Annotated in this window: 29 protein-coding genes; 9 read left to right on the forward strand and 20 right to left on the reverse strand. The window is 66.7% G+C overall.

The window, feature by feature from the left end; translation table 11 throughout:
- Nucleotides 1-3 precede the first annotated feature (3 nt).
- Entirely contained in the window at nt 4-726 is a 723-nt protein-coding gene (locus DK842_RS19985) for an SDR family oxidoreductase (protein WP_114063032.1), read from the reverse strand.
- 112 nt (nt 727-838) lie between these two features.
- On the opposite strand from DK842_RS19985, the gene DK842_RS19990 reads away from it, so the two are divergent.
- Nucleotides 839-1,690, forward strand: coding sequence for a LysR family transcriptional regulator (locus DK842_RS19990; RefSeq protein WP_114063033.1), 852 nt, complete (start codon nt 839-841; stop codon nt 1,688-1,690).
- Here the strand turns inward: DK842_RS19990 and DK842_RS19995 are convergent.
- Nucleotides 1,660-2,295, reverse strand: a complete 636-nt coding sequence (locus DK842_RS19995; RefSeq protein ID WP_114063034.1) for a LysE/ArgO family amino acid transporter — start codon at nt 2,293-2,295, stop codon at nt 1,660-1,662. The two genes, DK842_RS19990 and DK842_RS19995, sit on opposite strands and share 31 nt — an antisense overlap.
- 65 nt (nt 2,296-2,360) lie before the next feature.
- Entirely contained in the window at nt 2,361-4,646 is a 2,286-nt protein-coding gene (locus DK842_RS20000; RefSeq protein ID WP_232538695.1) for an EAL domain-containing protein, read from the reverse strand.
- On the opposite strand from DK842_RS20000, the gene DK842_RS24010 reads away from it, so the two are divergent.
- The 4 genes from DK842_RS24010 to DK842_RS20020 all read left to right on the forward strand — a co-directional run bounded on the left by DK842_RS24010 (nt 4,530) and on the right by DK842_RS20020 (nt 7,838).
- Nucleotides 4,530-4,967 carry a hypothetical protein gene (locus DK842_RS24010; protein WP_232538703.1) on the forward strand — a complete coding sequence of 146 codons (438 nt, stop codon included), beginning with the start codon at nt 4,530-4,532 and terminating at the stop codon, nt 4,965-4,967. The two genes, DK842_RS20000 and DK842_RS24010, sit on opposite strands and share 117 nt — an antisense overlap.
- Nucleotides 4,964-5,902, forward strand: coding sequence for an ArgP/LysG family DNA-binding transcriptional regulator (locus DK842_RS20010; protein WP_114063037.1), 939 nt, complete (start codon nt 4,964-4,966; stop codon nt 5,900-5,902). The genes DK842_RS24010 and DK842_RS20010 overlap by 4 nt, the downstream gene beginning before the upstream one ends.
- A gap of 81 nt (nt 5,903-5,983) precedes the next feature.
- The gene (locus tag DK842_RS20015; protein WP_168191731.1) at nt 5,984-6,427 is read left to right on the forward strand and encodes a cytidine deaminase; all 444 of its coding nucleotides are present in this window, start codon (nt 5,984-5,986) and stop codon (nt 6,425-6,427) included.
- 175 nt (nt 6,428-6,602) lie between these two features.
- Complete coding sequence (locus DK842_RS20020) at nt 6,603-7,838, forward strand: M23 family metallopeptidase (RefSeq protein ID WP_168194937.1); 1,236 nt, start codon at nt 6,603-6,605, stop codon at nt 7,836-7,838.
- 4 nt (nt 7,839-7,842) lie between these two features.
- On the opposite strand, the gene DK842_RS20025 is transcribed toward DK842_RS20020, so the two are convergent.
- Nucleotides 7,843-9,243, reverse strand: a complete 1,401-nt coding sequence (locus DK842_RS20025; RefSeq protein ID WP_114063831.1) for a purine-cytosine permease family protein — start codon at nt 9,241-9,243, stop codon at nt 7,843-7,845.
- A gap of 184 nt (nt 9,244-9,427) precedes the next feature.
- Here DK842_RS20025 and DK842_RS20030 point away from each other — a divergent pair, with 184 nt between their 5' ends.
- From DK842_RS20030 to DK842_RS20040, 3 genes are all read left to right on the forward strand, one after another.
- A complete protein-coding gene (locus DK842_RS20030; protein ID WP_168194938.1) occupies nt 9,428-12,265 on the forward strand; it encodes a diguanylate cyclase domain-containing protein in 2,838 nt (945 codons plus the stop codon).
- Between the two features lie 78 nt (nt 12,266-12,343).
- Nucleotides 12,344-12,757: a LexA family protein gene (locus DK842_RS20035; protein ID WP_114063832.1), complete on the forward strand. Its 414-nt coding sequence runs from the start codon at nt 12,344-12,346 to the stop codon at nt 12,755-12,757.
- Nucleotides 12,754-14,025, forward strand: coding sequence for a Y-family DNA polymerase (locus DK842_RS20040; protein ID WP_114063041.1), 1,272 nt, complete (start codon nt 12,754-12,756; stop codon nt 14,023-14,025). The genes DK842_RS20035 and DK842_RS20040 overlap by 4 nt, the downstream gene beginning before the upstream one ends.
- 19 nt (nt 14,026-14,044) lie before the next feature.
- Here the strand turns inward: DK842_RS20040 and DK842_RS20045 are convergent, their stop codons facing one another.
- On the reverse strand, nt 14,045-14,395 hold the full coding sequence (locus DK842_RS20045; RefSeq protein WP_114063042.1) for a hypothetical protein: 351 nt from the start codon (nt 14,393-14,395) through the stop codon (nt 14,045-14,047).
- Here DK842_RS20045 and DK842_RS23150 point away from each other — a divergent pair.
- Complete coding sequence (locus DK842_RS23150; protein ID WP_145964099.1) at nt 14,394-14,579, forward strand: hypothetical protein; 186 nt, start codon at nt 14,394-14,396, stop codon at nt 14,577-14,579. The two genes, DK842_RS20045 and DK842_RS23150, sit on opposite strands and share 2 nt — an antisense overlap.
- On the opposite strand, the gene DK842_RS20050 is transcribed toward DK842_RS23150, so the two are convergent.
- From DK842_RS20050 to spaK, 15 genes are all read right to left on the reverse strand, one after another.
- On the reverse strand, nt 14,560-14,991 hold the full coding sequence (locus DK842_RS20050) for a cupin domain-containing protein (RefSeq protein WP_114063043.1): 432 nt from the start codon (nt 14,989-14,991) through the stop codon (nt 14,560-14,562). The genes DK842_RS23150 and DK842_RS20050 overlap by 20 nt on opposite strands.
- Before the next feature lie 27 nt (nt 14,992-15,018).
- The gene (locus DK842_RS20055) at nt 15,019-15,282 is read right to left on the reverse strand and encodes an acyl carrier protein (RefSeq protein WP_114063044.1); all 264 of its coding nucleotides are present in this window, start codon (nt 15,280-15,282) and stop codon (nt 15,019-15,021) included.
- Entirely contained in the window at nt 15,282-16,289 is a 1,008-nt protein-coding gene (gene sctA / locus DK842_RS20060; protein ID WP_114063045.1) for a type III secretion system needle tip protein SctA, read from the reverse strand. The genes DK842_RS20055 and sctA overlap by 1 nt, the downstream gene beginning before the upstream one ends.
- A 77-nt stretch (nt 16,290-16,366) precedes the next feature.
- Nucleotides 16,367-17,425 carry an IpaC/SipC family type III secretion system effector gene (locus tag DK842_RS20065; RefSeq protein WP_168194939.1) on the reverse strand — a complete coding sequence of 353 codons (1,059 nt, stop codon included), beginning with the start codon at nt 17,423-17,425 and terminating at the stop codon, nt 16,367-16,369.
- A gap of 11 nt (nt 17,426-17,436) precedes the next feature.
- Complete coding sequence (gene sctE / locus DK842_RS20070; protein ID WP_114063047.1) at nt 17,437-19,179, reverse strand: type III secretion system translocon subunit SctE; 1,743 nt, start codon at nt 19,177-19,179, stop codon at nt 17,437-17,439.
- A complete protein-coding gene (gene sicA, locus DK842_RS20075; protein ID WP_114063048.1) occupies nt 19,176-19,682 on the reverse strand; it encodes a type III secretion system translocator chaperone SicA in 507 nt (168 codons plus the stop codon). Before sicA ends, sctE begins: the two co-directional genes overlap by 4 nt.
- Before the next feature lie 116 nt (nt 19,683-19,798).
- Entirely contained in the window at nt 19,799-20,860 is a 1,062-nt protein-coding gene (locus DK842_RS20080; protein WP_114063049.1) for an EscU/YscU/HrcU family type III secretion system export apparatus switch protein, read from the reverse strand.
- Between the two features lies 1 nt (nt 20,861).
- Nucleotides 20,862-21,629, reverse strand: coding sequence for a type III secretion system export apparatus subunit SctT (sctT, locus tag DK842_RS20085; protein ID WP_114063050.1), 768 nt, complete (start codon nt 21,627-21,629; stop codon nt 20,862-20,864).
- 3 nt (nt 21,630-21,632) lie between these two features.
- On the reverse strand, nt 21,633-21,893 hold the full coding sequence (locus DK842_RS20090; RefSeq protein WP_114063051.1) for an EscS/YscS/HrcS family type III secretion system export apparatus protein: 261 nt from the start codon (nt 21,891-21,893) through the stop codon (nt 21,633-21,635).
- A gap of 140 nt (nt 21,894-22,033) precedes the next feature.
- Complete coding sequence (locus DK842_RS20095; protein ID WP_114063052.1) at nt 22,034-22,696, reverse strand: EscR/YscR/HrcR family type III secretion system export apparatus protein; 663 nt, start codon at nt 22,694-22,696, stop codon at nt 22,034-22,036.
- Nucleotides 22,686-23,570 (reverse strand): YscQ/HrcQ family type III secretion apparatus protein, encoded by an 885-nt coding sequence (locus DK842_RS20100; RefSeq protein ID WP_114063053.1) that lies wholly within the window; start codon nt 23,568-23,570, stop codon nt 22,686-22,688. The genes DK842_RS20095 and DK842_RS20100 overlap by 11 nt, the downstream gene beginning before the upstream one ends.
- Nucleotides 23,567-24,550: a SpaN/EivJ family type III secretion system needle length determinant gene (locus DK842_RS20105; RefSeq protein WP_114063054.1), complete on the reverse strand. Its 984-nt coding sequence runs from the start codon at nt 24,548-24,550 to the stop codon at nt 23,567-23,569. Before DK842_RS20105 ends, DK842_RS20100 begins: the two co-directional genes overlap by 4 nt.
- Complete coding sequence (locus tag DK842_RS20110) at nt 24,538-24,993, reverse strand: hypothetical protein (RefSeq protein ID WP_114063055.1); 456 nt, start codon at nt 24,991-24,993, stop codon at nt 24,538-24,540. The genes DK842_RS20105 and DK842_RS20110 overlap by 13 nt, the downstream gene beginning before the upstream one ends.
- The gene (gene sctN / locus DK842_RS20115; RefSeq protein WP_114063056.1) at nt 24,977-26,266 is read right to left on the reverse strand and encodes a type III secretion system ATPase SctN; all 1,290 of its coding nucleotides are present in this window, start codon (nt 26,264-26,266) and stop codon (nt 24,977-24,979) included. The genes DK842_RS20110 and sctN overlap by 17 nt, the downstream gene beginning before the upstream one ends.
- Complete coding sequence (spaK, locus tag DK842_RS20120) at nt 26,263-26,670, reverse strand: SPI-1 type III secretion system chaperone SpaK (RefSeq protein WP_114063057.1); 408 nt, start codon at nt 26,668-26,670, stop codon at nt 26,263-26,265. Before spaK ends, sctN begins: the two co-directional genes overlap by 4 nt.
- Nucleotides 26,671-26,681: the final 11 nt, after the last annotated feature.

A 26,681-nucleotide genomic window follows, 5' to 3' on the forward strand; every position in this document is an offset into this window, starting at 1 on the left:
CATTTACGCCTGCTGCCCGGTGGCAGCCAGCACGATCTCCCGCACGCACACGCGTTGCGGCTGGCCGTAAGCGTAGGCGATGGCTTCGGCCACATCGTCAGCCTCCAGCACGCCGCCCATCTGCTGCTTCCACTCCTGGTAGCCCGCCTTGATCGCCGCGTCGGTGGTGTGACCCAGCAGCTCGGTCTCCACCGCGCCCGGCGCGATGGTGATCACGCGCACGCCGCTGCCCGCCACTTCCTCGCGCAGATTTTCCGAAATCGCGTGCACCGCGAACTTCGTCCCGCAATAGGCCACATGATTGGGAAAGGTCTTGCGCCCGGCGATGGAGCTGATGTTGATGATGGTGCCGCGGCCGCGGGCGGCCATGCCGGCCAAGACCGCGTGGATGCCGTTGAGCAGGCCCTTGACGTTGACATCCAGCATGCGCTGCCACTCGTCCGGGTCTTGCTGGACCATCGCGCCCAACAACATCACGCCGGCGTTGTTGACGATGGCGTCGGCCGGCCCGAACTTGGCCTCGGCCTCCGCCAGAGCGGCCTGCAACTGGTCGGGGTCGGTCACGTCCACTTGGCGGCACAGCGTGTCGGGCAACTCCAGCGCCTCCAATTTCTCGATGCGGCGCGCCAACAGCAACAATGGGTGGCCCGCCTGGGAAAACAATTTGGCGGCAGCCGCGCCGATGCCGGAGCTGGCGCCGGTGATCACGATCAGGGGTTTGTTCATGGACACACTCCTTCCATAAAATTTATCGATGCGAAACTCATGCCATGCAGTATATTCACCAATAAACCTGCTGAAAAATGATAAAAATCACTGACAGATATAGATAACATCTATGGATATTCGCCAACTGAAGGCTTTTGTCGCCGTATTCGAAGAACGCAGCGTCACGCTGGCGGCGCAGCGGCTGTTCGTCACTCAGCCCACGCTGTCGGTCACCATACGCCAGTTGGAGGAGGAACTGGGCGCCACCCTGTTCCAACGGCTGCCGCGCGGCGTGGAGGTCAGCGAGGACGCGCGCCTGCTCTACCCGCAAGCGCGCAGGATGCTGGCCCAGGCCGACGCGCTGGCGCGGATGTTCCGCCAGCGGCGCGACTGCCCGCCCTTATGCCTGGGGGTGGACCCGGACGTGGGCCGCGGCCAGCTGGAGACGCTGCTGGCTCGCGCCGCGCGCGCCGAGCCGGCGATATTGCTGGAGATTCGGGAAGGGTGTTGCGGCGACGCGAGGCTGGCGCCAGAGGATGGCCGCTGCGAAGACGAGCTGTTTCTGCCCTTGTGGGAAGAGGATTTCGTGCTGGCGGTGCCGACGGGCCATCCGCTGGCGGCAAGCGAGCGCGTGGAAATCTCGCAGTTGAACGAACCGGACTGGATCGTCTGTCCCGACCACCCCAGCCACCAGCGGCTGCTGGATTTGCACGGCGCCGCGGCGCCGACGTTGGCGGCGGCAGCCCGCGCCGGCAGCCTGCGGCTGGCCGCCCACATGGCGGCAGCCGGGCTGGGCGCGGCGCTGCTGCCGGCTTCGCTGGCCGACGACCATCCCGGCCTGGAAGCCATTCCGCTGGCCGGCGCGAAGCCGAACCGCCGCATCGGCCTATGCCATGCGCCCCAGGCGCTGGAGCTGCCCGCCGTCCAAGCCCTGCGGGAGGCGCTGGGCGATTACAGCGGCAGCGGCGCGGACAGCCCGTAGTTGTAGATCAACATGGCGGCGGTGAACAACATCACGAAGCCGATCACGCAGTCCAGCGCCCGCCAACTGGCCGGCTTGGTGAACAGCGGCGCCAGCTTGCCGGCGAACAGGCCGATGGCGCCGAACCACAGCACCGAGGCGCTGAGGCTGCCCATCAAAAAGGACAGCGCGCCATGCTCGCCGTATACCGAGGACACGCTGCCGATCAGCACCACGGTGTCCAGCCAGACAAAGGGATTGAGCAGCGTCACCACCAGGATGGTGCGGATGGCGCTCTTCCGATCTCGCTCCACGCCGCCCTCCAGCGACATGCCGCCAGCGTTCATCGCGGAGCGGAAGGACTTGAAACCCAGCCACAAAATGAAGGCCGCGCCCGCCCAGGTGACCACGCTGATGAAGCCGGGGATGCCGGCCACCACCTTGCCCACGCCCAGCACGCCGGCGGCGATCAGCAACACGTCGGCGGCGATGCAGATGGCGATGATGGGCAGCACGTGGCTGCGGCCTATGCCTTGTCTCAGCACGTAAGCGTTTTGCGGGCCGATGCCGACGATCTGGCTGAACGAAATCCCCAGCGCGGAAAGGAAAACACTGAAATTGAACATTGCCTGCTCCAAACTATTTGCAGGCAGATTAACCAGTGGCACGTATTAAGTAAAACTAATAAAAATCATGATACATAAGCAGAATTAATACAAACACCCTTGCTCCACTGCCTCAGCCACTCCGGCAGCTCATCGGCGGACAAAGGCGGCGAAATGCCGTACCCCTGGCCGTCGTGGCAGCCTATCTCGCGCAGCCGGCTCCAGATCGCCCGGCTTTCCACCCCCTCCACCACCAGTTTGCGGCCGGTGTAGTGGGCGAAAGACAGCATGCTGCGGATAATGGCCTCGTTGCCCGGCATGTCCAGCAGCAAACGCACGAACCGCTGGTCGATCTTGATGGTGTCGAACGGCAGCTGCTGCAAATGCACCAGCGACGACGCGCCGGTGCCGAAGTCGTCCAGCGCGATGGACAGGCCCAGGTCGCGGCAGCGCTCCAGCTTGGCCGTGATCTGTTCCGCCTCCTGTTGGGTGACGGTTTCCAGCACCTCCAGCTCCAAAAAGCCGTTGGGCAGCGGATTGGCCTCCAGCAGCGTCTCCAGCCCCAGCAAAAAGTCCTCGTGCTTCAGCGTGGCGGCGGAAAGATTGACGCTGACCGGCAGCGACAGCCCTCGCCGGCGCCACTCTCCCATCTGCCGCACCGCCTCGCGCAACACCCACCAGTCCAGCTCTCGCATCAGGTTGGTATGTTCGATGGCGGCGAAAAACTCGCCCGGCGGCACGTGGCGGCCGCCGCGCACCCAGCGCACCAGCGCTTCCGCGCCCTCGATGCGATGATTCTGCAGATTGATCTTGGGTTGGTAGTACAGCGCCAGCTCGCCGCGCGGGATGGCCAGCGCGAACGCGCTGCGCAGCGCGTGCAGCTTGTGGATTTCCTCGTCCATCGCCGCATCGTAATGCCGGGAATGGCCGCCGCCCTCCTCCTTGGCGCGGTTCAGCGCCAGGCCGGCCCGGCGCAGCAGGTTTGCCGCGTCGCACAGCGCGTCGCCGCTAACCGCCACCCCCACGCTGCAGCGTATCTCCACCTGAGCGCCCATCGCGTCCACCGGCTGCGGCAGCAACTCCATCAATTCTTCCACCAGTTCCTGCAGCCGGTCGGTGCGCTCGGAGCAGGCGACGAAGCGCGCGGCGCCGGCCCGGCCGACATGGCCGAACGGATAGATGGCCTGGCGCAGCCGCCGCGCCATCTCGCACAGCACCAGATCGCCGCCTTCGTAGCCCAGCCTGGCGTTGATGTCGTGAAAGCCCTCCACCGCGATAGCCAGCACCGCCACCTGGCCGCCGTCGCGGCGCGATTGCAGCAAGCGGTCGATCAGCTCCTGCATGCGTTTGCGGTTGGGCAGGCCGGTCAGCGCGTCGTGCTGGGCCAGGAAGGCGAGCTCGGTTTCAGCCCGGTGGCTACGTTCCAACGCGTCATGGCGCTCCAGGCCTCGGCCGACTTCGCGCGCCATCAGCTCGAACAGCGCGCGGCGGGATTGATCGAAAAAACCCGGCGCGCCGGCATGCAGCGCCAGCACGCCGGCCACCTGCTGGCGCACCAGCAGCGGCACCGCCATCAAGCTGCCTATGCCTTGGCGGCGCAGCTCTTCCAGCCAGGGGCGCAGGGAAACATCGTTTTGGGCGTCGTTGCTGATCTGGGTGGCGCGGCTGCGCAGCGCGCGCGACACCGGCCCCGGCGCCTGGACATCCTCGGCGTGGGCGGGCAGCACGCCGGACAGGGAAACCCGCTCGCCGCGGGACAGCGCCGCCACCTCCACGCGTTTTTCTTCCGCGTCCAGCAGGCCTATCCAGGCCATCGCGAAGCCTGCCTCCCGCACGCAGACGTCGCAGACGGTTTGCAGCAAAATGCGGCGGTCGGCGCTGTCGGCCAGGGCCAGGCTGACGCCGCTCAATGTCGCGTACAAGCCGGACATCGCCTGGAAATGCTCGCCGTGGCGCGACGCTTCTCGCCTCAGCGCCTGCTGGTAGCCATGGGTTTTCAGCATCTGGTCCAGCAGCACGCGCTTGCGCAGCAGCCGCGCCGCCTCGCCGCCCTCCGCCTGCTCCAGGCTGGCCAGCAGATGCGGCTGGCAGCGCTCGTACAAACCTTGCAGCCAGCCCAGGCTCACGCCCAGCCGGCAATACAGCTCGCCTTGCTCCACCAGCGCCGCGGCCGCCGCCTCGTCCAGCGGAAAGCGCAGCAGCGCATCCCACTCCGCCAACATCATGGCCGCCAACTCATCCTGGCGGCAGCCGTGATGCCGCTGCAGCCGCTCGGCTTCGCCGGGACTTTTCAGCAAGTGCCAGTACAACTCTTTGCCCAGCAGATCGCGCCGGCCAAGGCTGGCTTCGGCGTGGCGCGGCAGCTGCGCCAGATGTTCGGTCCGGATTCCGACAAAGCGGCACATGTTCGCCAGGAGTGCCATTTCATCCGTTTGCATTGTTTTCTGCGCCTGTCGTGGCTGGAGCGCGGCCTGCCCGACCGCGTCTCCTACTGTCTCGCCCACCTGCCCAGGAGCAGGTATTTCTTGTACCTTGTCCAACACGGCGGCGACCGCTTCGCCCCACTCCGGAAAGCCGCGCTGGGCAAGGCCGCCGCCAAAGCCTGCAACATGCCATGGCGCTGGCTTTTAAGCAAGTCCGGCCGCATTATTAAACGATCTCTTATCGTAGAAATCTTCCGGCAATCCACGTGATCGATCCCAAACAACTGCAAACCCTGGCCGCGGTGGCGGAAACGGGCGGCTTCGACAAGGCCGCCAAGAAACTGTTTCTGACCCAGTCCGCGGTATCGCAACGCATACGCCAGTTGGAGGAACAGCTAGGCCAGCCGGTGCTGACCCGCACGTCGCCGGCCGACGCCACCGAAGCCGGCCGCCAGCTGTTGCGCCATTACCAGCAGCTGCTGCTGATGGAAAACCAGCTGCTGCAAAAGCTCAGTCCCGCCCCGCGCCAGCGCGCGTTCACCACGCTGGCGGTGGGCGTCAACGCCGATAGCCTCGCCACCTGGTATCTGCAGGCGGTGGCGCCGGTGGCGGCGGCGCACGACCTGCTGCTGGACGTGGCGCTGGACGACCAGGACCATACCCATGAACTGATGCGCACCGGCCACGTGATGGGCTGCGTCAGCACCCGGGCGGCGCCGATCCAGGGCGGCGTCCTGCACTACCTGGGCGCGATGCGCTACCTGTGCGTGTGCACGCCGGCCTTCGCCGCTCGGCATTTTCCGGACGGCGTCGACCATGCGTCGCTGGCGCGCGCGCCCAGCATCCTGTTCAGCCGCAAGGACGCGGTGCATGGCCAATTCCTGCGCCAGGCCGCCGGCTACGACGGCGGCTTCCCCAGCTTCACCGTGCCGTCTGCCCAGGGCTTCGTCGAGCTGACCCGCCAGGGCGGCGCCTACAGCCTGCTGCCTGAGCTGATGTTGGACGACGACCTGGCGCAAGGCCGGCTGGTGGACCTGTTCCCCGGCCAGCACATGGACCTGCCGCTGTACTGGCACCACTGGCGGGTGGAGTCCGAGCTGTCCCAGGCGCTGACCGAGGCGATGCTGGATTACTGCGCCCATCACTTGCGCCAGGACAAAGTGTCATATCATGCAGCTGAAGGAGAATCGCTTGGCAAACCCTGACTCGAGCGGCATGGCCGTCGCATTGACAAGGCCCTGCCCCTGGCGCATCATCCAGCGCCGATCCGGTTCTATGGAGGCAGCATGACCAGCAAGCAACAAGCACCCAGCAACGAGCAATGGGCCGAACTGGAAATGGCCGCGCAACTGGCCGCCCACCAAGCCTACGCGCCTTATAGCCGTTTCACCGTCGGCGCAGCCATCCTCGACGGCAGCGGCAAGATACACATCGGCTGCAACGTGGAAAACGCCTCCTACGGCCTGAGCAACTGCGCCGAGCGCACCGCCATCTTCGCCGCCCGCGCCAACCATGGCCTGCAGGAAGTGGTGGCAGTCTGCATCTACACCCCTACCGACAAGCCGGCCTCGCCCTGCGGCGCCTGCCGTCAGGTATTGAACGAGTTCGGGCCCACCATGCACGTGCGCTCGATCTGCGACGGCGACGAGATCATCGACACCACGCTGGACGCGTTGCTACCCTCCGCCTTCGGTCCCAAGAATCTGCAGGACGCCAGCCAGAAAGGCTGATTCGCCCCCCCAAGACAGACCCGGCCCGCCGGGTCTTTTCCTTTGCCTGACAGCCTTTGCCGCTTTCGCCGAAAGGTTCCCGCCTCGCCCTCACCATTAAGGACAGCTGATAATAAACATCACAGGACTTATGGTCGTTCCCGCTGTTTCCGTTCAGAACGACAAGGAGTCCGCGATGATGATGAAACCCGCCATTTCATGTTTGTCCGCACTGCTGATCGCCCTGGGCGCGGCGCCCGCGCGCGCCGCCGAGGAAGTCAGGGATCCCGCGCTCCACCGGCAGGCCGCTGCCGCGCTGGCCAGAATCTCGCCCCCGGGCCTTGCCAAGGGCGCGCCGCCGCTAGTGGAGGCCAACCGGGAAAGCGCCGACCACCGCTGGGTGCTGGGCTCCATCACCCAGCCGTTGCCGGTCACCGCCGACGCGGCAGGGGACAAGGTGCCGCTATCCCGGCTGTTCCTCGCGCGCCAGACCGACGACGGCTGGCGGCTGGCGCTGGAGGGCGAGGATGATTTCGCCGCGCTGCTGGAGGCCGCGCCGGACGGCTGGCTCAACGCCGACGAGCGGCGCGCCTGGCGCAGCCAGGCCATCCGGGCCAAGCGGCTGGCGCCGGACGCCACCGGCCTGGGCCTGCCCTGGCAGGAAGGCTCAAGCTGGAGCATGACCGGCGGCCCGCACGGCTACAGCGGCGAGAGCCAGCCTTACGACTCCATAGACTTCGCCGGCGGCGACGGCCGGGTGCTGGCGCCTCAGGCCGGCGTGATCTACAAGAGCTGCCTGCGCAACGGCAGCGGCCTGGTCAAGCTGGTGCACGACAACGGCTACTCGTCCACCTACTACCACATGATCAATCTCAACACGGTGGCCGACGGCCAGCGCGTGGCCAAGGGCGCCTACCTGGGCAAGATAGGCAACGGCCTGCCCTGCGGCGGCAGCACCACCGGCCCCCACGTGCACTTCTCGCTGATCCACCAGGGCCAGGCCGAGCCGGTGAACCGCAAGTGGCTGGGCGGCTGGCAGTTCTTCGCCGGCGGCCGCGCCTACCAAGGCTACGCCCTGCGCAACGGCAGCCGGGTGAACGTGGGCGGCCGCCTGGCCAACTACGGCTCCGGCGCCGATCCGGCGCCGATCCCGGGCGGCGCCAGCGGCGTCGCCACGCCTCGCGGCAGCGACGGCCACGTCAACCTGCGCGGCGGCCCCAGCCTGAGCGCCGCCATCGTCGGCCGCGCCGCCCGCGGCGAGCAGGTGACCCTGCAATGCCACGCGCGCGGCGAGGCGGTGGACGGCGTCTGGGGCCGCACCGACATCTGGAACCGCACCGCCGCCGGCCACTGGATCAGCGACGGCTTCCTCGATACCGGCAGCAACGCGCCGGTAGTGCCGGCATGCCCATCGTCGGCGCGGCCGTGGTAGCCGCCTAGCCCGCGGCCCCCTCGCCGGGCGCGGCCGCCCAGGCGGCCGCGCGACGGCGCATCATCAGCCAGTACAAACCGGCCGCAGCCAGCCAGCCCACCAGCCAGGAAATGTCCGCTCCGCCCAGCGCGCGGACCATGGGGCCGCGGAACAGCGCGCTGTCGATAAAGGGCAGTTGCGACAGCACGCCGGCCAGATAGGCCAGCAGGCCTGGCCAGCGATAATCCGCTCCCTCCAGCGCCGACGGCGCCATTCGCCCGTCCCGCAGCCAATAAAAATCCAGCAGATTCACCGCGCTCCACGGCGTGAACAAGGCCAGCAGCAACAGCAGGAAAGACTTGAACAGCGGCAGGAAACCCTGCTGCGCCCACAAGGCCACGGCCAGCGACACCAGCGCCATCGCGGCGACGATCAGCCAGCGCCGGCGCGGACCCAGCGCTTCCGGCCGCGCGCCGAAGGCCGAAGCGATGCCGCCCGCGCACATGAAGCCGCCGTAGGCGTTGAGCGTGGAAATGGTGACCTTGCCGAACGCCACGCAGAAAAACAAGGCGGCGGCGATGGCGCCGTCCGCGCCCAGACCGACGAAATAAGCGACCTCGCGCCCGCGGAACGCCGCGCCGCCCACCGCCGCCACCAGCACGCCCAGCGACATCGCGATCTGCGCGCCCAGGCCGGAGCCCAAGCCTATCGCCAGCGCCACCTTCGCCGGCGGGGTGGCCGACGGCAGGTAACGCGAATAATCGGACACATAGGGCGCGAAAGCGATCTGCCAGGAAGCCGACAGCGATACCGCGGTGACGAAGGCGGCCGGCTCGAAACGGGCGTTCGCCGCCAGCAGCGGCAGCAAATCCGCCCGCCCCAGCAAACGCATGAACAAATAGCAGAAAGCCAACAGGCCGAGCAGGCTGGCCGCCCGCCCCAGCCGGTGTATCGCCCGATAGCCCAGCGACGCGGCCAGCAGCACCGCCAGCGCGAACAGCAGGCTGCCGACGCCGTCGCTCACCTGCAGCAGCTGGCCCAACGCCTGGCCGGACAGCACCATGCCCGTGGCGTTGAAGCCCAGATACATGACGCAGGCCAGCGCCAAGGGCAGCACCGCGCCCTTGACGCCGAACTGGGCGCGGCAGGCCAGCATCTGCGGCAGACCCAGCCTGGGACCCTGCGCGCCGTGCAACGCCATCGCCGCGCAGCCGACGACCTGCCCCAGCAGCAAGCCTGCGATAGACCAGACGACGTCGCCGCCCAGCGCCACCGCCAGCGCGCCGGTAACGACCGCGGTGATCTGCAGATTAGCCGCCAGCCACAGCGTGAACTGGCTGAACACGCGGCCATGCCGCTCGTTTTCCGGAATGAAGTCGATGGAGCGGCGCTCGACGAGCGGCGCGCCTGACAGCTGGCTTCTCATGGGTCTCTCCTCTGTGGACCGGGATGCCCGTCTCGCGCGGCGCGGCTCCGGCATGCCGGAACAATCTATACCTTTGGCATCCGAATTGGCAAAGCGTCATCTGGAAACCATGCCGCCGCATAGCCCGGATATTTGTCCTACCATTCCGTTCAGTGACATCCAACAAGGCTTGCAGGATCGCACCGTGCCCCCGTCCGTCGCTCGTTCGCTTGACCGCTTGCTGCGCCGCCGCCATGCACTGCTCATCGGCGCGGCTGGGATCTTTCTCGCGCTGCTGGGTGGGTTCGCCGCCGCCGGCTGGCTGCTGCGGATCGAGATCGGCCCGCCGGAAAGCATCCACATGGTGCTGTCCACCGCCGTCTGTCTGTCCCTGTACGGCGCGGCCCTGCTGCTGGCGCCCTGGCCGCGGCTGATGCGGCTGGCTGCGGCGCCGCTGCCGCTCATCGCCTCGCTGGCGCTGCTGGAGGCCGCGACCGGCCAGCGCTGGATAGATTTCCCATCGCTGCACGCCTGGCGGCACGATGCGCCGCCCCTGCCCGGCCGGATGGTTCCGACCACCGCGCTGGCGCTGCTTTTCCTCGCCGCGGGCATCTGGCTGCTGAACCCCGCCGATCGCCGCCGCCGGCGCGCGCTGCGGATCTGCACGCTGGCGCCGCTGCTGCTGGGCGCGCTGGGCGCAACCGCCTACCTGATCAATCTGGAGTTGTTGTACGGTTGGGGCTCGTCGGTGCGGATGCCGCTGTTGACCAGCGCCGGCCTCATCGTCGCCGCGCTGGGGCTGGATGGGCTGTCCCGCCGCGGGCGGCTTCGCCACCCCCGCTCCCAGGACATGGTGCGCGCGGTGTCGTCCACCGCCGCCGCGCTGCTGGTGGCGCTCTCCCTCGCCACCGGCCTGCTGGTTTACCGGATTTCCAGCGATGCCCACCAGCGCAGCTTGCTCACGGTGATGTCGTACAGCGTGCGCCAGCGCGCCGCGCTGCTGCAGGCTCAGTTCAAGCTGGCCGACAGCGATGCCAGACGGCTGTTCCAGCGCCGAGATGTCCAATCCCTGCTGGAAAGCGCCAGCCAGGGCAAGCTGGACGCCAGCGCCGCCGCGGCCGCGCTGGCCGGCTTCAACCGCACCAGCGTCACCGGTCTGGCCATTCTCGACGCCGCCCGCCGCCCGCTGGCGCAGGCCGGCTATTTCGAAACCCGCCCGCGTCAATCCGCCCCGATGCTGTCGCCACCCAACGCCCAGCTGCTGTGGAACGGGCATTATCTGTACCGCACCGAGCAGGTGTACCGCACCTCGGCCGGAACGGCCCGGCTACGCCTGGAACAAAGGCTGGACATGTTCGACCGCATCGTCCAGGACACCGCGCCGCACGACGCGCTGAGCGGCATCTTTTCGCTGTGCGGGCGCGACGAGCGCTATCTGCGCTGCTTCTCGCAAACGCCGGCGGACAAGGGCAGCACCATCCCCATCGCCGGCAATATCCACCGTTTCACCGTCTGGCCCGCCTTTTCCGGCAAAAGCGGCACCATGCATACGGTGGATTTCTCCCGCCGAAACGTGATCGGCGCCTATGAGCCGGTGACCGGCAACGGCCTCGCCTTCAGCTACAAGATCAAGGTGGGCGACCTTCTCGCGCCGATACGGCAGGGGCTGGAAACCAGCGCGCTGATCATGCTGGCCATGGTGGCGCTGGGCGCCGCCGTCCTGCGCACCCGCACCGGCCCCGTGCTCAAGGAGGTGCTTCGCTCCAACCAGATGGCCGAACTTGCCGCCGAACGCTTCCGCACCGCGGCCGAGGCCAATATGGACGCCTTTGTCATCATGGAGGCGCTGCGCGATGCCGACGGCAAGGTGGAAGACTTCCGCGTGGTCTACCTCAATGCCGAGGCGGAGCGAATGTGGGGACTGCGGCGGGCGGATTCGATCGGCCAGAAATGGCTGACGCTGGCCGAAACCCACGCCATCCCCAACCACTTCGACAGCTACAAACGGGTGATGGACAGCGGCCAACCGCTTTCCGAGGAGGTCCCGCGAGCCTTCGACGCCGTCCACCCGATATGGATCCATCATGAAATCGTCCACGCCGGCGACGGCATCAGCATCAGCGTGCGCGACATCACCCAGAAGAAGCTGGCAGAACTGGATCTGGTGCTGCGCGAAGCGCTGCTCAAAACCGTGACCGATTCCATCCCGGCGCTGGTGTCCTTCGTCGACGCCGACCAACGCTACCGCTACTGCAACAAGACCTATATGCGGCTGTTTGGCATTCCGCCGGAACAAGTGATAGGCCGCAGCATGCGCGACTTCCTGGGCGAGGAGAGCTACCAGGCTGTGAGCCCCTACATCGAGCAGGCGCTGCAGGGCCAGACCGTGTCGTTCGAGAAGGAAATGTTCCTGCACGGCAGCCTGCGCTACGTCGAAGGGCGCTACATCCCGCAGCAGCACGCCAACGGCACCGTGTCCGGCTTTTACGTGATGGTGTGGGACATCACCCAGGCGCGGGCGCGCGAAATCCAGCTGCGCAGCCAGGTCAGCCTGGACGCGATGACCGGCCTGCTCAACCGCGCCGCCTTCATGGACATGCTGGATGACGAAATCAAGCATCACTACCTGAAGCGCCAGTCGCTGGCGCTGCTGTTCCTGGACATAGACCGCTTCAAGCAAGTGAACGACACCCTGGGCCACGCCGCCGGCGACGAGCTGATCAAGGCCTTCGCCCAGCGCCTGCGCCAGAATGTGCGCGGCACCGACCACGTGGCCCGGCTGGGCGGCGACGAATTCGTGGTGCTGCTGGTAGGCCTGGACGCGGAGCAGACCGCCATCGCCGTGGTGGAAAAGCTGATGGCCGCGCTGCGCCGGGATGTCGACCTGTCCGGGCAAACCCACCATGTTTCCGCCAGCATAGGCGTGGCCTACGCCTACATGCCGGACATCACCCCGGCGCGGCTGCTGGAAATCGCCGACCAGGGCCTGTACCAGGCCAAGGCCGCCGGCCGCGACACCTGCCGCCTGCTCAAGGTGGGCTGAGCCGCCGTTCGTCGACGGCGGTTGCCTTTGCGCGGCAAATCGCGTAATTTGATTTTGTACAATTTCAAATCAGCCATCATGTCCGTTCGCCTACCCACCCCAAACGCCGCGCTGCCGTTGGCCCTGTCCCCGGTCCGCGCCGGTTTCCCCTCGCCCGCCGACGACTGCATGGATGCCAGCCTCAACCTGCAGGACTATCTGGTAGCCGACCCGTTGGCCACCTTCATGGTGCGGGTTAGGGGCGACTCGATGCGCGACGACGGCATCCTGGACGGCGATCTGCTGGTGGTGGACAAGGGCGAGCCGCCCCGTCACGGCGACATCGTGGTGGCGGTGGTGGACGGCGAATTCACCGTCAAGCGGCTGCGCCGCGTGAACGGCCGCTGCGCGCTGCTGGCTGCCAACCCCGATTACCCGCCCATCGTCCCGGCCGACGGCCAGGAATTGCAAGTCTGGGGCGTGGTGACCGCTTGCGTGAGGAAAATCCGATGAGCCTGTTCGCCCTGGTGGACGGCAACAATTTCTACGCCAGCTGCGAGCGGGTGTTCCGCCCCGACCTCGCCGGCCAGCCCATCGTAGTGCTCAGCAACAACGACGGCTGCGTGGTGGCGGCCAGCGCCGAGGCCAAGGCGCTGGGTTTCAAGATGTTCGGCCCCTTTTTCGAGATCGCCGGCCTGTGCCGCAGGCATGGCGTGCGGGTATTTTCCAGCAATTACACGCTGTACGGCGACATGAGCCGGCGGATGATGGCGGTACTGGCCCAGCACGCGCCCGGCCAGGAAGTGTATTCGATAGACGAGTGCTTTCTGGACCTGGCCGGCGCGCCGGACGCCGACGCGCTCGCCTGGCGGATGCGCGAGGACGTCTGGCGGCGCATCGGCATTCCGGTCAGCGTGGGCATCGGCGCCAGCAAGACGCTGGCCAAACTGGCCAACCATGTCGCCAAACGGGTGGAGGGCTGGGACGATGGCGTATTCGACTGGCGCTGGCTGGCGCCGGACGAGGCCGACGCGCTGATGTCCCGGCTGCCGGTGGGCAAGGTGTGGGGCGTGGGCCCCAGACTGGCGGCCAAACTGATGGAAAACGGCATAGACAACGCGCTGGGGCTGAAGCTGGCCGATCCCGGATGGCTGAAGCGGCGCTTCAGCGTGACGCTGGAACGCACCGCGGCGGAGCTGAACGGCATCAGTTGCCTGAGCCTGGAGGAAACGGCGCAGCCGCGCCAGCAAATCATCGCCAGCCGCTCCTTCGGCGAGAAAACCTCCGACTTCCCCGTGCTCGCCGCCGCGATCAGCCACCACATCGCCCGCGCCGGCGAAAAGCTGCGCGAACAGCGCGGCGCCGCCCGGCTGGTGGGCGTCAGCGCGCGAACCAGCCCCTTCGGCGACGATCCCTATCACGGCTACACCGTAGTGCCGCTGGCCCAGCCCAGCGACGACACCATCGAACTGACCCGCGCCGCGCTGTCCGGGCTGCGCGCCATCTACCGCCGCGGTCTGCGCTACCAGAAGGCGGGCGTGGTGCTGATGGAGCTATCTCCGCGCAGCCGGACGCAGGCCGACCTCTTTTCCGCCGCCCCCGACCCGCGCCGGGAACGGCTGATGCGCGCGATGGACGCGATCAACCGCGAATACGGCCACAGCTGCGTCAAGCTGGCGTCGGAAGCGCTGACGCCCAATTGGGACATGCGCCAGGACCAGCGCTCGCCCTGCTACTCCACCCGCTTCGACCAGCTGCCGCTGGCGCGCGCCGACAGCTGACGCCCGATAGACAGACGCGCTACCAGCCTCCGCCCGACGCGCCTGACAGCATCACATGATCCGCCCCCGGTTCGTGTCGCTCCGGCAAAGGATAAGCGCGCCACGGCGACAGCATTGATTTCAGGATATCCTCAGGCGCCCATCCCTGCGCGGCGCTCAGCGAAACATGCAACGCCCCGCTTTCGGACTTGACGCACTCGACCACGCAGGCAGCCCCATGGGCGACGATGGCATCGACGCCATCGTCGCTCAGAGAAAGATCGGCCACCCGCCATGGGCCCACGCGGATGCTCAATCCCGCATCGAGCCCGGTCCGGGAAAGAAGATCAAGCAAGGCTGGGTCGATGTGAAAGCGGAAAGAATGCTGCATGAAAGGATTTTCCTCTGGCTTCATGGATAGAGCGGGTATTTTCATTGCACGCCACCAAAACCACTTTCAAAAAATGGTCACAACCCATACTTTCCGCGCCATGAAATGCGAAAACCGCCTCCTGGCCGATAGGGCTGGAGGCGGTTCGAGCGAAGCTCCGGGACTTATTCCGTTTTCACGCTGAGCGGCACGCCGGCGGCGCCGGCATAGAATACCAACAGCTCAACCGGCTTATCGCCGGTCACGCCCCGGTGCTGGCTGCCGGCCATCTCCGCCAGCGTGTCGCCGGCGCGCAGCAGCTTGCGATGCTTGCCGTCCCGGCTCTCTACCGTCAGCTCTCCGCTTACCACATACGCGGCGTTCGGGGATGGATGGCGATGCCAAGGCAGGCTGGTCTTGGCCGGAATCGTGATCCGCACCAGCGTCAGCTCCGGTTGTCCATGCGGGTAGGCTTTATACAGCTCGCCATCCCAGGAGCGCTCGGTCTTCAGCAATGTCTCGGTTCGCACTTCCGCGCCGCCCGCGGCGTGAGCAAAAGGCGCGGTCAGCAGGCCAGCCAACAGGGCGAAACCGGCGCCCATCGAATGTATTTTCATAGAGATATCCTTACTATCATCCTGAGCTCAGGCGGCCAGCCGCTGCCGGACCGCCGAGCAAACATCGCCCACCGTGCGGATGCCGGCGATGTCGTCGGCGCCGATCTCGATGCCGAACGCGTCGTTCAGCGCCATCACCATGTCCAGCAGTTCCAGCGAGTCGGCGTACAGTTCGTCCACCAGGCTGGCCTGCGGGCGCATGCTCTCCACATCGGCGCCCAGCGTCGCCGCCATCACGGCCAGCACGCGGGCCTCGACCGGGAAGATCTGTTTTTCCACGGCATCCATCATCAGATATGCAGGAAAGCCTTGGCGGTTTCCAAGCAGCTGCTGATGGTGCCGCTGAGCACCTTGACCAGGTTGTCGAACAGGGAGTTGGCGTTGCTGTACTTCTGGGTCAGCGTCTGCAGCGTGTTTTTCATCTTCTCCTCTTGCGAGTCGAAGCCGGCCTTCCAGGACTGGAACTTGGCGTTGTCCAGGTCCTTGCCGCCGTTCGGCAAATCATTCAGCGCCTTGATCATGTTGTCGATGGGGCTGATGTCCAGCACCACCACGAATTGGCCGCTGCCTTTCGGCGACTCCTGAACGCAGCTTTTATCCGCCGGCGAGGTGGGCAGGCCCAGCTCCTTGGCCCACTGTTCTGCCTCGCGCTGGGTGGTGGTGCCGCTGCGGGGGAACAGTACCGCCTTTTCGTTATAGGCGCCGTTCGCGCCCAGACCGAACTCGGTTTTCAGTTTTTCTAAGGCGTCTTTCAATGACGAGACATTGAGCGTAATTTTGTCTCCCTTGTCATTGGACGAGATCCACGAACCCAGCTCGGCCAGCACCCTGTCGCTAAACGCCTGGTAGAACGCCGTGTACTTGCCTACCAGCTCCTCGTAGACCTTCAGATAGTTGTTGTTGATGCCGTTTATCCCGTCGGCGATCTTCTGCCACAGCTCCGAGTCGGGAATCGTCAACAGTTTTTGCCCCTGCTCGGTGCCGAGATGGCCTTGCAACAGATGCAGGTCCAATTCCAGGCGGGCAAAGTCGTCCGCGGTAGGCAGCATCCCTTTGGCGATGCCGTCGCGCATCGCCGTCAAGGCGTCCGCCAATTTGACAGCGGCGTCGCGGGCCGGCTTCAGTTCCGGCGTCGCGTCGCCCGCCTGCAAAAGGCTGTCCAACCCATCGCGCAGCGACGCGGCTTGCCGGCTCGCCTCGTCCGCCTTGTCGAGGGTCGGCGCGCCGGACTTCAGCGCCGCGATGTCCTGGCTCAACGCGGTGAAACCGGGTGAAAAACGATTCAGCGTATCTATCATGGACTCGCTCCCGCCCCGCGGGCGATCCACTCGCGGGGCATGAAAAACCGGGGCGGGCCCCGGCGGTTTGACCGTCGTCAGGCGCGCAGATTGCCCGCGATGGTGCTGATGGCTCCGCTCTTGGACTGCGTGATGCTGTCCAGCGCGCGCAGCAGATCCTGGATGATGCCGTCGGCCTTGCGGCTGCGGTCGCGCGCCTCGTCGGCGGCGTTGGACGCCACCCGGCCCGATGCCTGGCTGACCTGTTGCTGGGACTGCTCCAGCGAGGCCGCGTACTTGCCGGCGCCGCCGGAAATGCCGGCCAAGGAGCCGCCGATCTCGCCCATTGCTTTGCCTGACATCTGCTTGGACTGCACGCCGTTCATATCCAGCTTGAAGCGGTTTTCCTCGGCCTGGATCGCGCTCTTCATGCTGTGGCTGAGCTGGCCTTTGTTCTTCTCCATGAAGCTGGCCTCGTTGTTGAGCGGGCGCATCCGCTCCGCGTGCCCCTTCAGCGCCATCTTTTCTTGAGACAGGCCCTTGCCCTGCTTGGCCATGCTGGCGGCGGAAACCGCCACTTGGACCATGCTTTGCGAAACGCTGCTCAGCAGGTGGTTCATGCCTTCGCGGACGATGGAGGCCGCCGTGGCCTCGGCCGACTGGATGCTAACGATGGACAGCTTGCCGCTCAGCGCGCTGTCGTTGGTGCGCAGCGCCGACATCAGCACAATGGCCTGGGCCAGCAGCGCCGCCATCCGGGTGGACAGGCCGCTGATGTCGAAGCCGGCGTCCGGATTAGCGTCCCCCAGCTTGGCCAACTCCTCATTCAGGATACTTTCCATCTTGTCGATGGTCTGCTCCAGGCCGCCGGTGAACTGCGCGTCGTTCAGCTTGTCGCTGAGCCAGGCGCGCAGCACGCCCACGTCCTGCGGCTGCAGGCCGGCCTTGGGCGCGGCCAGGTCCGGTTTGCCCGCCAGCGCGGAGGCCAGGCTGCGGCCGGTTTCGCCGCCGGCCTTCAGGGCCGACAACAGCGAGGCGATGGAGACGGCGCCCTCGCCGGCTCGCGCCTTGCCTGCGCCGGCGGAGGATTCGCTCGCCGCTCCGCCGTTCAGAGAAGGGAAAGCGCCGGGCGCGCGGCTATGTACCGTCATGTTCATATTCATTCTCCTCAGGCTTGGCTATGGCGCAGCACGAAACGGCTGGCCTCGGCGTTCTGCTGCATCGCGTCGGACATCGCCGACGTCAGCTGCTGGGTGATTTTCTGGGTGCTGCCGAAGGCTTCGACTGCCTGCTTCAGCCATTGCTCGATCTGTTCGGAAAACGCGCGCGCCAGCGTGAACTCGGCGATCGCGTCGCTGGCGTTCTTCATGAACACGCCCTGGCTCACGTTGCCGCCCACTTGTGCGCCGGTGTTGACCGCGCCGATGCCGAGCGCCACCTTGTTCAAGGTATTGGCCGTCATCTGCCGCGACAGCTCGTCGGTGCGCAGGCCCAAGCGCTGCATGCCCTGGACAAAGGTCTTGCCGATGCTCTTGCCCACGCCGTCGGCCAGCTGTTGCAGCACTTTGGGCATCAGCTTCTTGATCGCGTCGCCTATCACCCGAGCCAGCGCGTTGCCCAGCTTGGCCGCCGCCCCCTTGCCCACCACGGCCACCACCACCACGACCACGATCATGGCGATGGCGGAAACGATGGCGCCCATGATGGCCCCGACCTTCTCCGCTTTCGCCTTGTCCATGCCGAAGGCTTCCAGCGCCTTGGTCAACCCCTTGGAAATCAGCTCCATCAAGGGCTGGATCACCTTCTCCATCAGCGGCTTCATCGCCTCTTCCATGAAGGAGACCCCGGTGATGGCTTTGCCGACCTGGTCAGCCACCATCAGCGCGACGCCCACCGCGGCCAGCGCCAAGCTGGCGCCGCCGGTGAAGGCCGCGGCAACGACGCTGACCACGGTCAGCAACGCGCCAAGAATCTTGCCCACGCAACCCATCACGCGGTTGAGCTCCTCCGACTTGCGCACCTCTTCCTGGTACTCGGAGGACTTTTTGTCCATTTCCTTCTGACGGCTTTCCTGCATCGCCTGGAACAGCTCCAGGTCGTTCTGCAGCGATTTCTCGCTGTTTTCTCCCACCAGCTTGGAGAATTGCGCCATCAGGTAGGTCAGCGTGGCGATATTGCTCAAATGCGCCTTGCCGGCCTCGCGGGCGGTTTCAGTGTTGACGCTGGCGCCCTGGACCTTGGTCGCCAGCTCGTCCGCCGCCTTGTTTTTTTCCACCGACGCCGCGCGCGCCTTTTCCGCCGCCTCGCCAGCCAGCTTGGCCTTGCCCAGCGCCTGCTGCGCCGCCAGCGCGGCCTGGTCGCTGGCCAGTTTGGCCGCTTCGTAGCCGGGCTCGCCCGGCTTCATCGCGTCCAGCTTGGCCTTGGCTTCCGCCGCCGCGCGCTGCGCGTCGTTGGCCGCCTTGGTGGCGCTGTCGAAATCGCCGACCGCGGCTTGCAGGATGTCGCCGGCCAGCTTGGCTTCGTCCACCGCGCTGGAAAAGGCTTGCGACAGTTCGTCGCCCTGCTTCTGTTGCGACGCCATCAGCGCGCTCCAGGTAGCCAGCCGGCTTTCCAGCTGCGACAGCGAGACCTCGCCCAGCAGCGTCATCAGCCGGCCCAGCAGCTCAGTCAGCTTGGAGCCGCTGTCCACTTCCTTCTTGGGCGGCGTCAGCGCCGGGGTGTTGAGATCGGCGCCGCGCTTGGCGCGGGGCGAGCCGGCGTCGTCGGCGACGCGGGTGTTGAACAACGCCTGCGCCGTCTTCTGCGCGGTGTCGACAAACTTCTCGCCGACCCGCGTGCCTTCGAACATGGCCTTGGCCAGCTCGGGGTTGCTGAGATAGGGGCTATGACCGATAACCGTGCTACCGCTCATGCTTGTTCCTCCTCCGGTTCCTGGGCGGACTCGTCCTCCCGCGACTGCGACAAGCTGTCCAGATACGCCTGGGCCTTGGCGCGCAGCGTGTCATCGCCGCTTTGCTCGCATACCAGCTCGAAGCATTGCCTGGCCTTGGCGGCCTTGCGCATGAACAACTGGCACTGGCCGGTGAAGAACACCGGACGGTAGTCGCTCTTGCTCAGCGCGAAAGCCACCGCGTATAAATCGATGGCCTTCTGGAATTGCTTCTTCAACTGGCTGACGGCGGCCAGACCCATGATGTAGTCGGGGTTGTAGAAGTCGTAGATGCAGAGAAAACGGAAAAAGGTTTCCGCCTCGTCGAGTCTGCCCTTGTGGTAAAAATCGTAAGCGTGGGCGTACAGGCCTTCCATCATGTCCTGCGGAATCCCGTGCACGTCTTTCAACGTGGCGCCGCCGCTCACGGCTTCCCAGACCATCTCTGCAAAACGGTCGTCGCTGACGTTGTCATTAGCGTTCATCAAATCTGCTCCTGAGTAAGGTCACCAACCCGGCAGAGCTGGCTGGCGCCCAGGCCTCGCGGCCGGGGACAGCGTCATTAAACCGCGCCCGCCGGGGTCAAACATTCAGGAATCGCTCATGGCGGCCCGGGCGGCTCCTCGTCCGGGCGGCCGGCGTTTTCCACTTGCTCCAGCCAGGCCAGCAACCGCAGCACGCCGTCCACTTCTTCCAGGCTGATGAAGGAGTAGCGGCGATGGCTGGCCAGAATGCGCCTCGCCAGCGGCACGTCGCGCACCACCGGTACCCCCGTCTTCTCGGCGTAGGCGCGCACCGCCAGCGCGCGCTGGTTGGTTTCCATCACGGAAATAAAGGGGATGGGCACGATCTCGGGCCGGAAATAGATGCCGATGGCGATATGGGTGGGGTTGGCGATGATCAACCTGGAGTTTTCCACGTCCGACTTCACCTGTTCGGACAGGATCTCGAAATGCGCCTCGCGCCGGCGCGACTTGATTTCCGGATTGCCTTCCTGCTCCTTCATCTCGCGCTTCACTTCCTGCTTGTCCATTTTCATGTCCTTCATGAACAGGAAGTATTCGGCGATCGCGTCCAGGATCAGGATCAGCACGATGCAGCCCAGGCAGGTCAGCACCAGCGACAGCAACAGCTCGCGCCACACCGCGGCGATGTCCAGCACGCTGCCGTTCAGCTGGGCGAACAACAGCGCCTTGTGCTTGTTCCAGATCAGCGCCACCGCCGCCACGAAACTGGCCAGGTAGAGCAGCGCCTTCACCGCCTCCTTCACCGTGCGCAGGCTGAACAGCTTCTTGAAGCCGTTCACCGGGTTGAGCGCGTCCAGGTTCAGCTTGAGCGCCTCGCTGGCCAGCACGAAGCCGGATTGCAGCAGCGCCGGCAGCGCCGAGGCGGCCACGCATAGCAGGAAAATGGGCAGCAGCAGCTTCAGCCCCTGCCAGAACACCGCCTGGGCGTAGCCTTGCATGTCCTGCTGGAAGCCGCCCGCCAGCGCCTGGCGGAACGCGCCCATCAGTTCCACCAGCGAGCCGAAAGATACGAGATAGGCGACGCCGCACAGCGTCAGGCAGGCCACCACCAGATCGCGGCTCTTGAAGGACTGGCCCTTCTTGGCCGCGTCCTGCAAGCGCTTGCGGGTAGGTTTTTCGGTTTTGTTCGACGACATCTCAGCGCACCAGCCACTGTCCCAGCGACGCCGGCCGGAACGACAGCCCCGCCACCGCGTCCGGCAACACCGGCGCGAAATACAGCAACATGATCAACAGCGCCACCGCGCTCTTCACCGTCAGCGACACCGCGAACGCGTTCATTTGCGGCGCGAAGCGCGACAGCAGGCCCAATACCGCCTCGGACAACAGCAGCGCCGCCATCACCGGACTGGCCAACACGATGGCCTTGGCAATCACCTGGGTCAGCAGCGACAGCACCGGCGCCAACGGCGGCAAGCCGGCGCCCAACGGGTCCAGCAATTGGTAGCTCTGGCGCATCACGTCCAGCATCAGCCGCATGCCGCCGCCCTGCAGATACACCGCGGCGGCGAACAGATTGAGCAGATTGGCCATTTCCGAGGTGTCCACCCCGTTGGCAGGGTCGATGCTGCTGCTGAGCGTGGCGCCGCGCTGGTTGTCTATGATGCTGCCCATCGCGTGGAACACCCAGAACGGCCACGCCAGCAGGCAGCCCAACAGCAGGCCCACGCCGGCCTCGCGCAGCAACAGCGCCAACAGCGGCCAGGCCTGCATCGGGGCCATCGCCAAAGGGGGATGCGGCCACAGCCCCAGCGCCACCAGCATCGCCACCGACGTGCGCACCATGCCGGTCAGCACGTTGTTGTTCAGGAAAGGCAGGATGAAGAACACCGGCGCCACGCGGGCGAAGCCCATGGCGGCGGCGGCCACCCAGCCGTGGATCTCGAAGAAAAATCCGAACTGCACGCGCTACCCCCGGGCCAGCGCCAGCCGCATCACTTCGCGGCCAAAGGCGAGCAAGGTCTCGCCATACCAGCCGGACAACAGAAACAGGCATACGCTGACGCCCAGCAACTTGATGCCGAAAGGCAGCGTCTGCTCCTGCAACTGGGTGACGGTCTGGAACAGGCCGACCAGCAGGCCGATCACGGTGGCCACGATGATGGGCCAGGCCGACAGCATCAGCACCAGGTAAAGCGCCTTGTTGCCGGCGAAAACCAGATCGTTCATGGGAAACCTTTCAATCAACAAAAGCCGTGCGCGCGGAACTGGAAACCAACACCCCTCCAACCCGCCCCGCGCGCTGCCGGAGGCAAAGTTTGGCCGAGCCGCCGCGATCGCCCGGCGTTGTCAGCGCGAACGCCATCCATCTACGTCGCCAAATCCAGGTACTGCAGCACCAGCCCCTTGGACAGCAAGGTCCAGCCGTCCAGCGCCACGAACAGCACCAGTTTGATCGGCACCGATATCGTCACCGGGCTCATCATCATCATGCCCAGCGCCAGCAGCACGCTGGAGATGACCAGGTCCACCACCACGAAAGGCAGGTAGAGATAGAAACCGATCTTGAACGCGCTCTTGATCTCGCTGAGCGCGTAGGCCGGCAGCAGGGCGAAGAGGGAGGGCTGGTCGTCGGGCGCGGCCGCCTCGCCGCCGTCGCGCTCGCTGCGCTGGCTTTGCGCCTTTTCGAAGAAGGACACCAGTTCCGGATCGGAATACTTGCGCAGATAGCCGCGATAGCCGTCCAGCCCGTTCTCGACGAAGCGGTTGACCGCCTCCACGCTGGTGAAGCTGACCTGTTCTTCCTGGTAATAGCTGTAAGCCTGCTGCGCCACCGGCAGCATCACGAACATGGACAGCATCAGCGCGATGCCGTTGAGCGTCATGTTGGACGGCACCTGCTGCAGGCCCAGCGCGTTGCGCACCATCACAAACACGATGGAGAACTTGACGAAGCAGGTGCCGGACGCGATCAGAAACGGCAACAGCGTCGAAAACGCCAGCAGCGCGATCAGCGAGATATCATTCGACATCGCCCGTCCCGCCCAGCCACTGCGCAATCTCCACCCCCAGCCGCCCGTCCAGCTGCACCAGCTCGCCGCGCCCCAGCAGCGCGCCGTTGGCGCGCAGCTCCACGCGGCGCTCGGCGTCGGCGCCCAAGGGCAGCACATTGCTCTGGCACAGCGCGCGCAACTCGTCCAGGCTGACCTCGCTCGTTTGCAGCACGAACTCCAGCCGCACCGGCAATTGGCCGAAACCGTCCAGCGGCTTGCTTTCCTCGGCCGCAGCCATATCGTTACGCCACTCCATCTTGATTCCTTGCTCCATCCATTGATAAGTCCCAATCGCCCGGCCGCGGCAGCTCACCGTCTGCGCCGGCCTCGCGATCAGCAATACGTCCCCCGCCCTCGCCCGCCGCAGCAGGGCCAGGCTGACCAGGCTGTCGCCCAGGCTGAAACTCAAGGGCATCGGCAAGGCATCCGGCACTCGGTCCCGCCCCGCCTGCGCCAATTGGGGCGCCCGTTCCAGCCATACCTCGCCCTGCGGCGTGTCCAGCCGCAGCATCGGCCGTTGCGGCACGCCCTCGCGACGCTCTCCAGCCACGACCCTCCCACGCGGCAAGCCCGCCACTGGCCAAGCCAGCGGCGCGGCGCTGGCGGAGATCAATTCCGGTACGCGGGCATCCACGCCCGCGGCGCTGGCCAGCGCCGCCAGTTCGGGCAACGCGCTTTGCAGCCAAGCGCGCGGCTGCAGCCAGCCGTTCCAATCGCCATCCATGCCGGAGACCGCCAGCCAACAACCGTGGGCCGGCGGGTAATCGATGCGCGCGCCCTGCCCCGCCCATGCCTCGGCGCAGCGCCCCAACGCCTGCGCCGCCTCGTCCAGCCGCCTCAATTCCAACTTCAACCTTCATCCTCCTCGTCACGCCGAGCCTGGCCTTGCCTGCCGTCTTGCCGGCCGTCGTCGCGCATCGTCCATTGCTGCGGATTGCCGCTCTGCCACTGCTCGGCCAGGCGCTGCTGCACCAATCCGTCGGACGGCGCCAGCGCCAGTTGCGCGCCGCCTTGGCCGGCCAGCGCCTGCACGCTGACCGCGTGATCGCCCCCCCAGCTCTGGAAGCGATAGGTCAACGCCGCCGGCGCGGGCGAAGCCGGGGTCTGGGACGCCGACATCGCGGCCTGCGCCTGCTTCCACTCTGCCTTGGCGCGCGGCATGGCCGGCGGTTGCGGCGGTTGCGGGGCCGGCGCGATCTGAGATGCGGCGGGACCATGCGGCAGCGGCGCCGGCGATGAGGCCTCGCGCGCTCGCTTCTTGCTCAATGGCGGACGCGGCTCGTCCGGCGCGGTTTCTCGGACATGCTCCTGCGCCAGCGCTTCCGCCCCTGCCGTCTGCGCCGCCTCGCCGGCCTGCGCGGCGGCCGGGATTGCGCCGGCTTCCAGCGGCTCGGCCGAAGCCATCTGCAAGCCTTTGGGCGCGGACGCCGGCGTTTGCGGCGCAAACGCTTCGCGCCAGGCCGGCATCGCGAACGGCGACAATTGCGCCTTGTCCAGGCCGCGCCGCGCGCGCGCGTCCCCGCGGTCCGCCTTGCCCTCGGCCGGCCGCGCCGCGCCGGCATCCTGCGCCGCATCCACAGGGGCCATAGGCGACAAGCGCTCAGACTTGCCATCCGTCCGCCCCATTTGCCGCTTCAAGCGCAAATGCAGGGGCAACGGCGGCTGCCAGCGCTCGGCCTGAGCCGCCGGCTCCACGCGAGCTTCCGGCTCCTCCCTCGGCCGCTCGCGCTCCAACGCGCCGGCCTCGCGCTCGAACGCCTGCTCCAGCTCCATGCTCTCGTCGGACGGCTCCGCCGTCGCCGCCGCCATCGTCACCGCTTTTACGCCTTCCATGCCGACACCTCTTCCATTTCCGTCTCTTCCATCCGCAGGCTCGACAACCGCGCGCGCTTGCGCTCCAGTTGCTGCCAGCGCCGGTACTTGTCTTCCTTGCGCAGCCATTGCCCCAAGGTCTTGGCCAACGCGTCCTTCTCGCCCGCAAGCTCGCCCTGCTTCTCCCGCAACTGCTCCAGCTGCAGCCCCAGGTTCTGCCGCTGGCGGCGCAACACCGCCTGCTTGCGCAGCAGCGAAAACAGCTCGCCGCGGTCCATCTTCAGCCCCGCCGGCCGCTGCGCCTGCAGCAGTTCGCCCAGGCTGCGGTCCTGCGCCGCGATCGCGGCGCGCTCCCGCTCCAGCGCCTCTTCGCCGCGCGCCAGCTGCGCCAGGCCGCTCCGGCAGCGCGATTGCGCCGCCTGGCAACGGCTGAGCAGCGGGCCGAGCTTAAGCGGAGAAGCCATGCATGCCCCTGAGCGTGTCCTCGAACCCGGCGCGCTCGTCCATCCGCTGGCGCAGCCACTGCCGCAAGGGCTCGCGCAGGCTCATCGCGCGGTCGTTGTCGGCGTTCTCCCCGCGACGGTACTCGCCCAGGTCGATGAACACCTGCAGCTCCTCCAGCCGCGCCAGCAGGCCGCGCATCGCGGCGGCGGACTGCTGATGGCCGGCGTCCGTCACCTGGCCTGCCACCCGGCTGGCGCTCTTGAGCACGTCTATCGCCGGGTAATGGCCCTGGCCGGCCAACTTGCGGCTCAGGTAGATGTGGCCGTCCAGAATCGAACGGATCTCGTCCGCCATCGGGTCCGGTTCATCGTCGCTCTCCAGCAGCACTGTGTAGAACGCCGTGATGCTGCCTTCGCCGGTGGCGCCGGGACGCTCCAGCAGCCGCGGCAGGCTGTCGAACACCGAGGCCGGGTAGCCGCGCCGCGCCGGCGGCTCGCCGGCGGCCAGCGCCACGTCGCGCAGCGCGCGGGCGTAACGGGTCATCGAATCGACGAACAGCACCACCCTCTTGCCCTGATCGCGGAAATGCTCGGCCACCGTGGTGGCCAGCAGCGCCGCGTTGCAGCGGTCCACCGACGGAAAATCCGAGGTAGCGAACACCAGCACGCAGCGATCGCGCTTGTCCGAGCCGCGCAGCGATTCGGCGAATTCCGTGACTTCGCGCCCGCGCTCGCCGATCAGGCCGATCACGAACACGTCGGCGTCCGCCTGTTCGATCAGCATGTGCATCAACATGGTCTTGCCGCAGCCGGCCGAGGCGAAAATGCCGACGCGCTGGCCGACGCCACAGGTCAGCAGGCCGTCGATGGCGCGCACGCCGGTGGCGAGCGGCTCGCGCACGCCCACCCGGCGGGAATAATGCGGCGGATCGCTGTCGATGTCGCGCGCCTCGCCGCCGCCGGCGCGGGCCGGCGCCAGGCGCTCGACGATGCGGCCGGTCGGATCCAGCACCGCGCCCAGCGCCTCCTCGCCCACCCAGGCGGACAAGGCGCGGCCTGTCGGCTGCAATACCGCCTCCCGCGACAGGCCCCTGGCGTTGCCGATCAAGCTGAGCACCGCGCGCTCATGCTGAAAACCCACCACCTGCGCCCGCGCCACTACCTCGCGGTCCAGCCAATCGCGGCGGATGTCGCACAGCTCGCCCACCGCCACGCCGGGCAGCTCGGCCTCCAGAATGGGGCCGGACAGCCGCTGCGGATTGGCCAGGCGTCGCAACAGGCGCGGCGGTTTCATCGCAGCACCGTCTCGCAGAAACGCTCCAGGCTATCGAAGAAACCCTGCAACGCCTCGGAAAAAGCGCGGCCGTCCTCCAGCAGCGCCGGACGCACCAGCGCGCGCAACTCCAGCGCGCCTTCGTTCAGCGCCAGCTGCAACTTGCCGCCGCGGGCATAGCCGCAATCCTGCAGCAGCGCGGCCAGCAACTCCGGCGCGCGCTGCGCCGCGGCGGCGTCGCCGTGCTCGGTCAGCCGCGCCCACAGCCAGACGTCGTCGTCCTGGGCCGCCACATGGATGCTGGGCAGGTCATGCAGGTCCAGCGCGATGGTGGAATGATTGTCCAGCGCGCCCAACAGGCTGGGGTCGCAGCCGCTTTCCTGCAGCGCGGAACGAACAAGCTGGGCGATGTCCAGTGCGATCATGGTGTGGGCTC

It is taken from the genome of Chromobacterium phragmitis, assembly GCF_003325475.1.
Lineage (GTDB): Bacteria > Pseudomonadota > Gammaproteobacteria > Burkholderiales > Chromobacteriaceae > Chromobacterium > Chromobacterium phragmitis.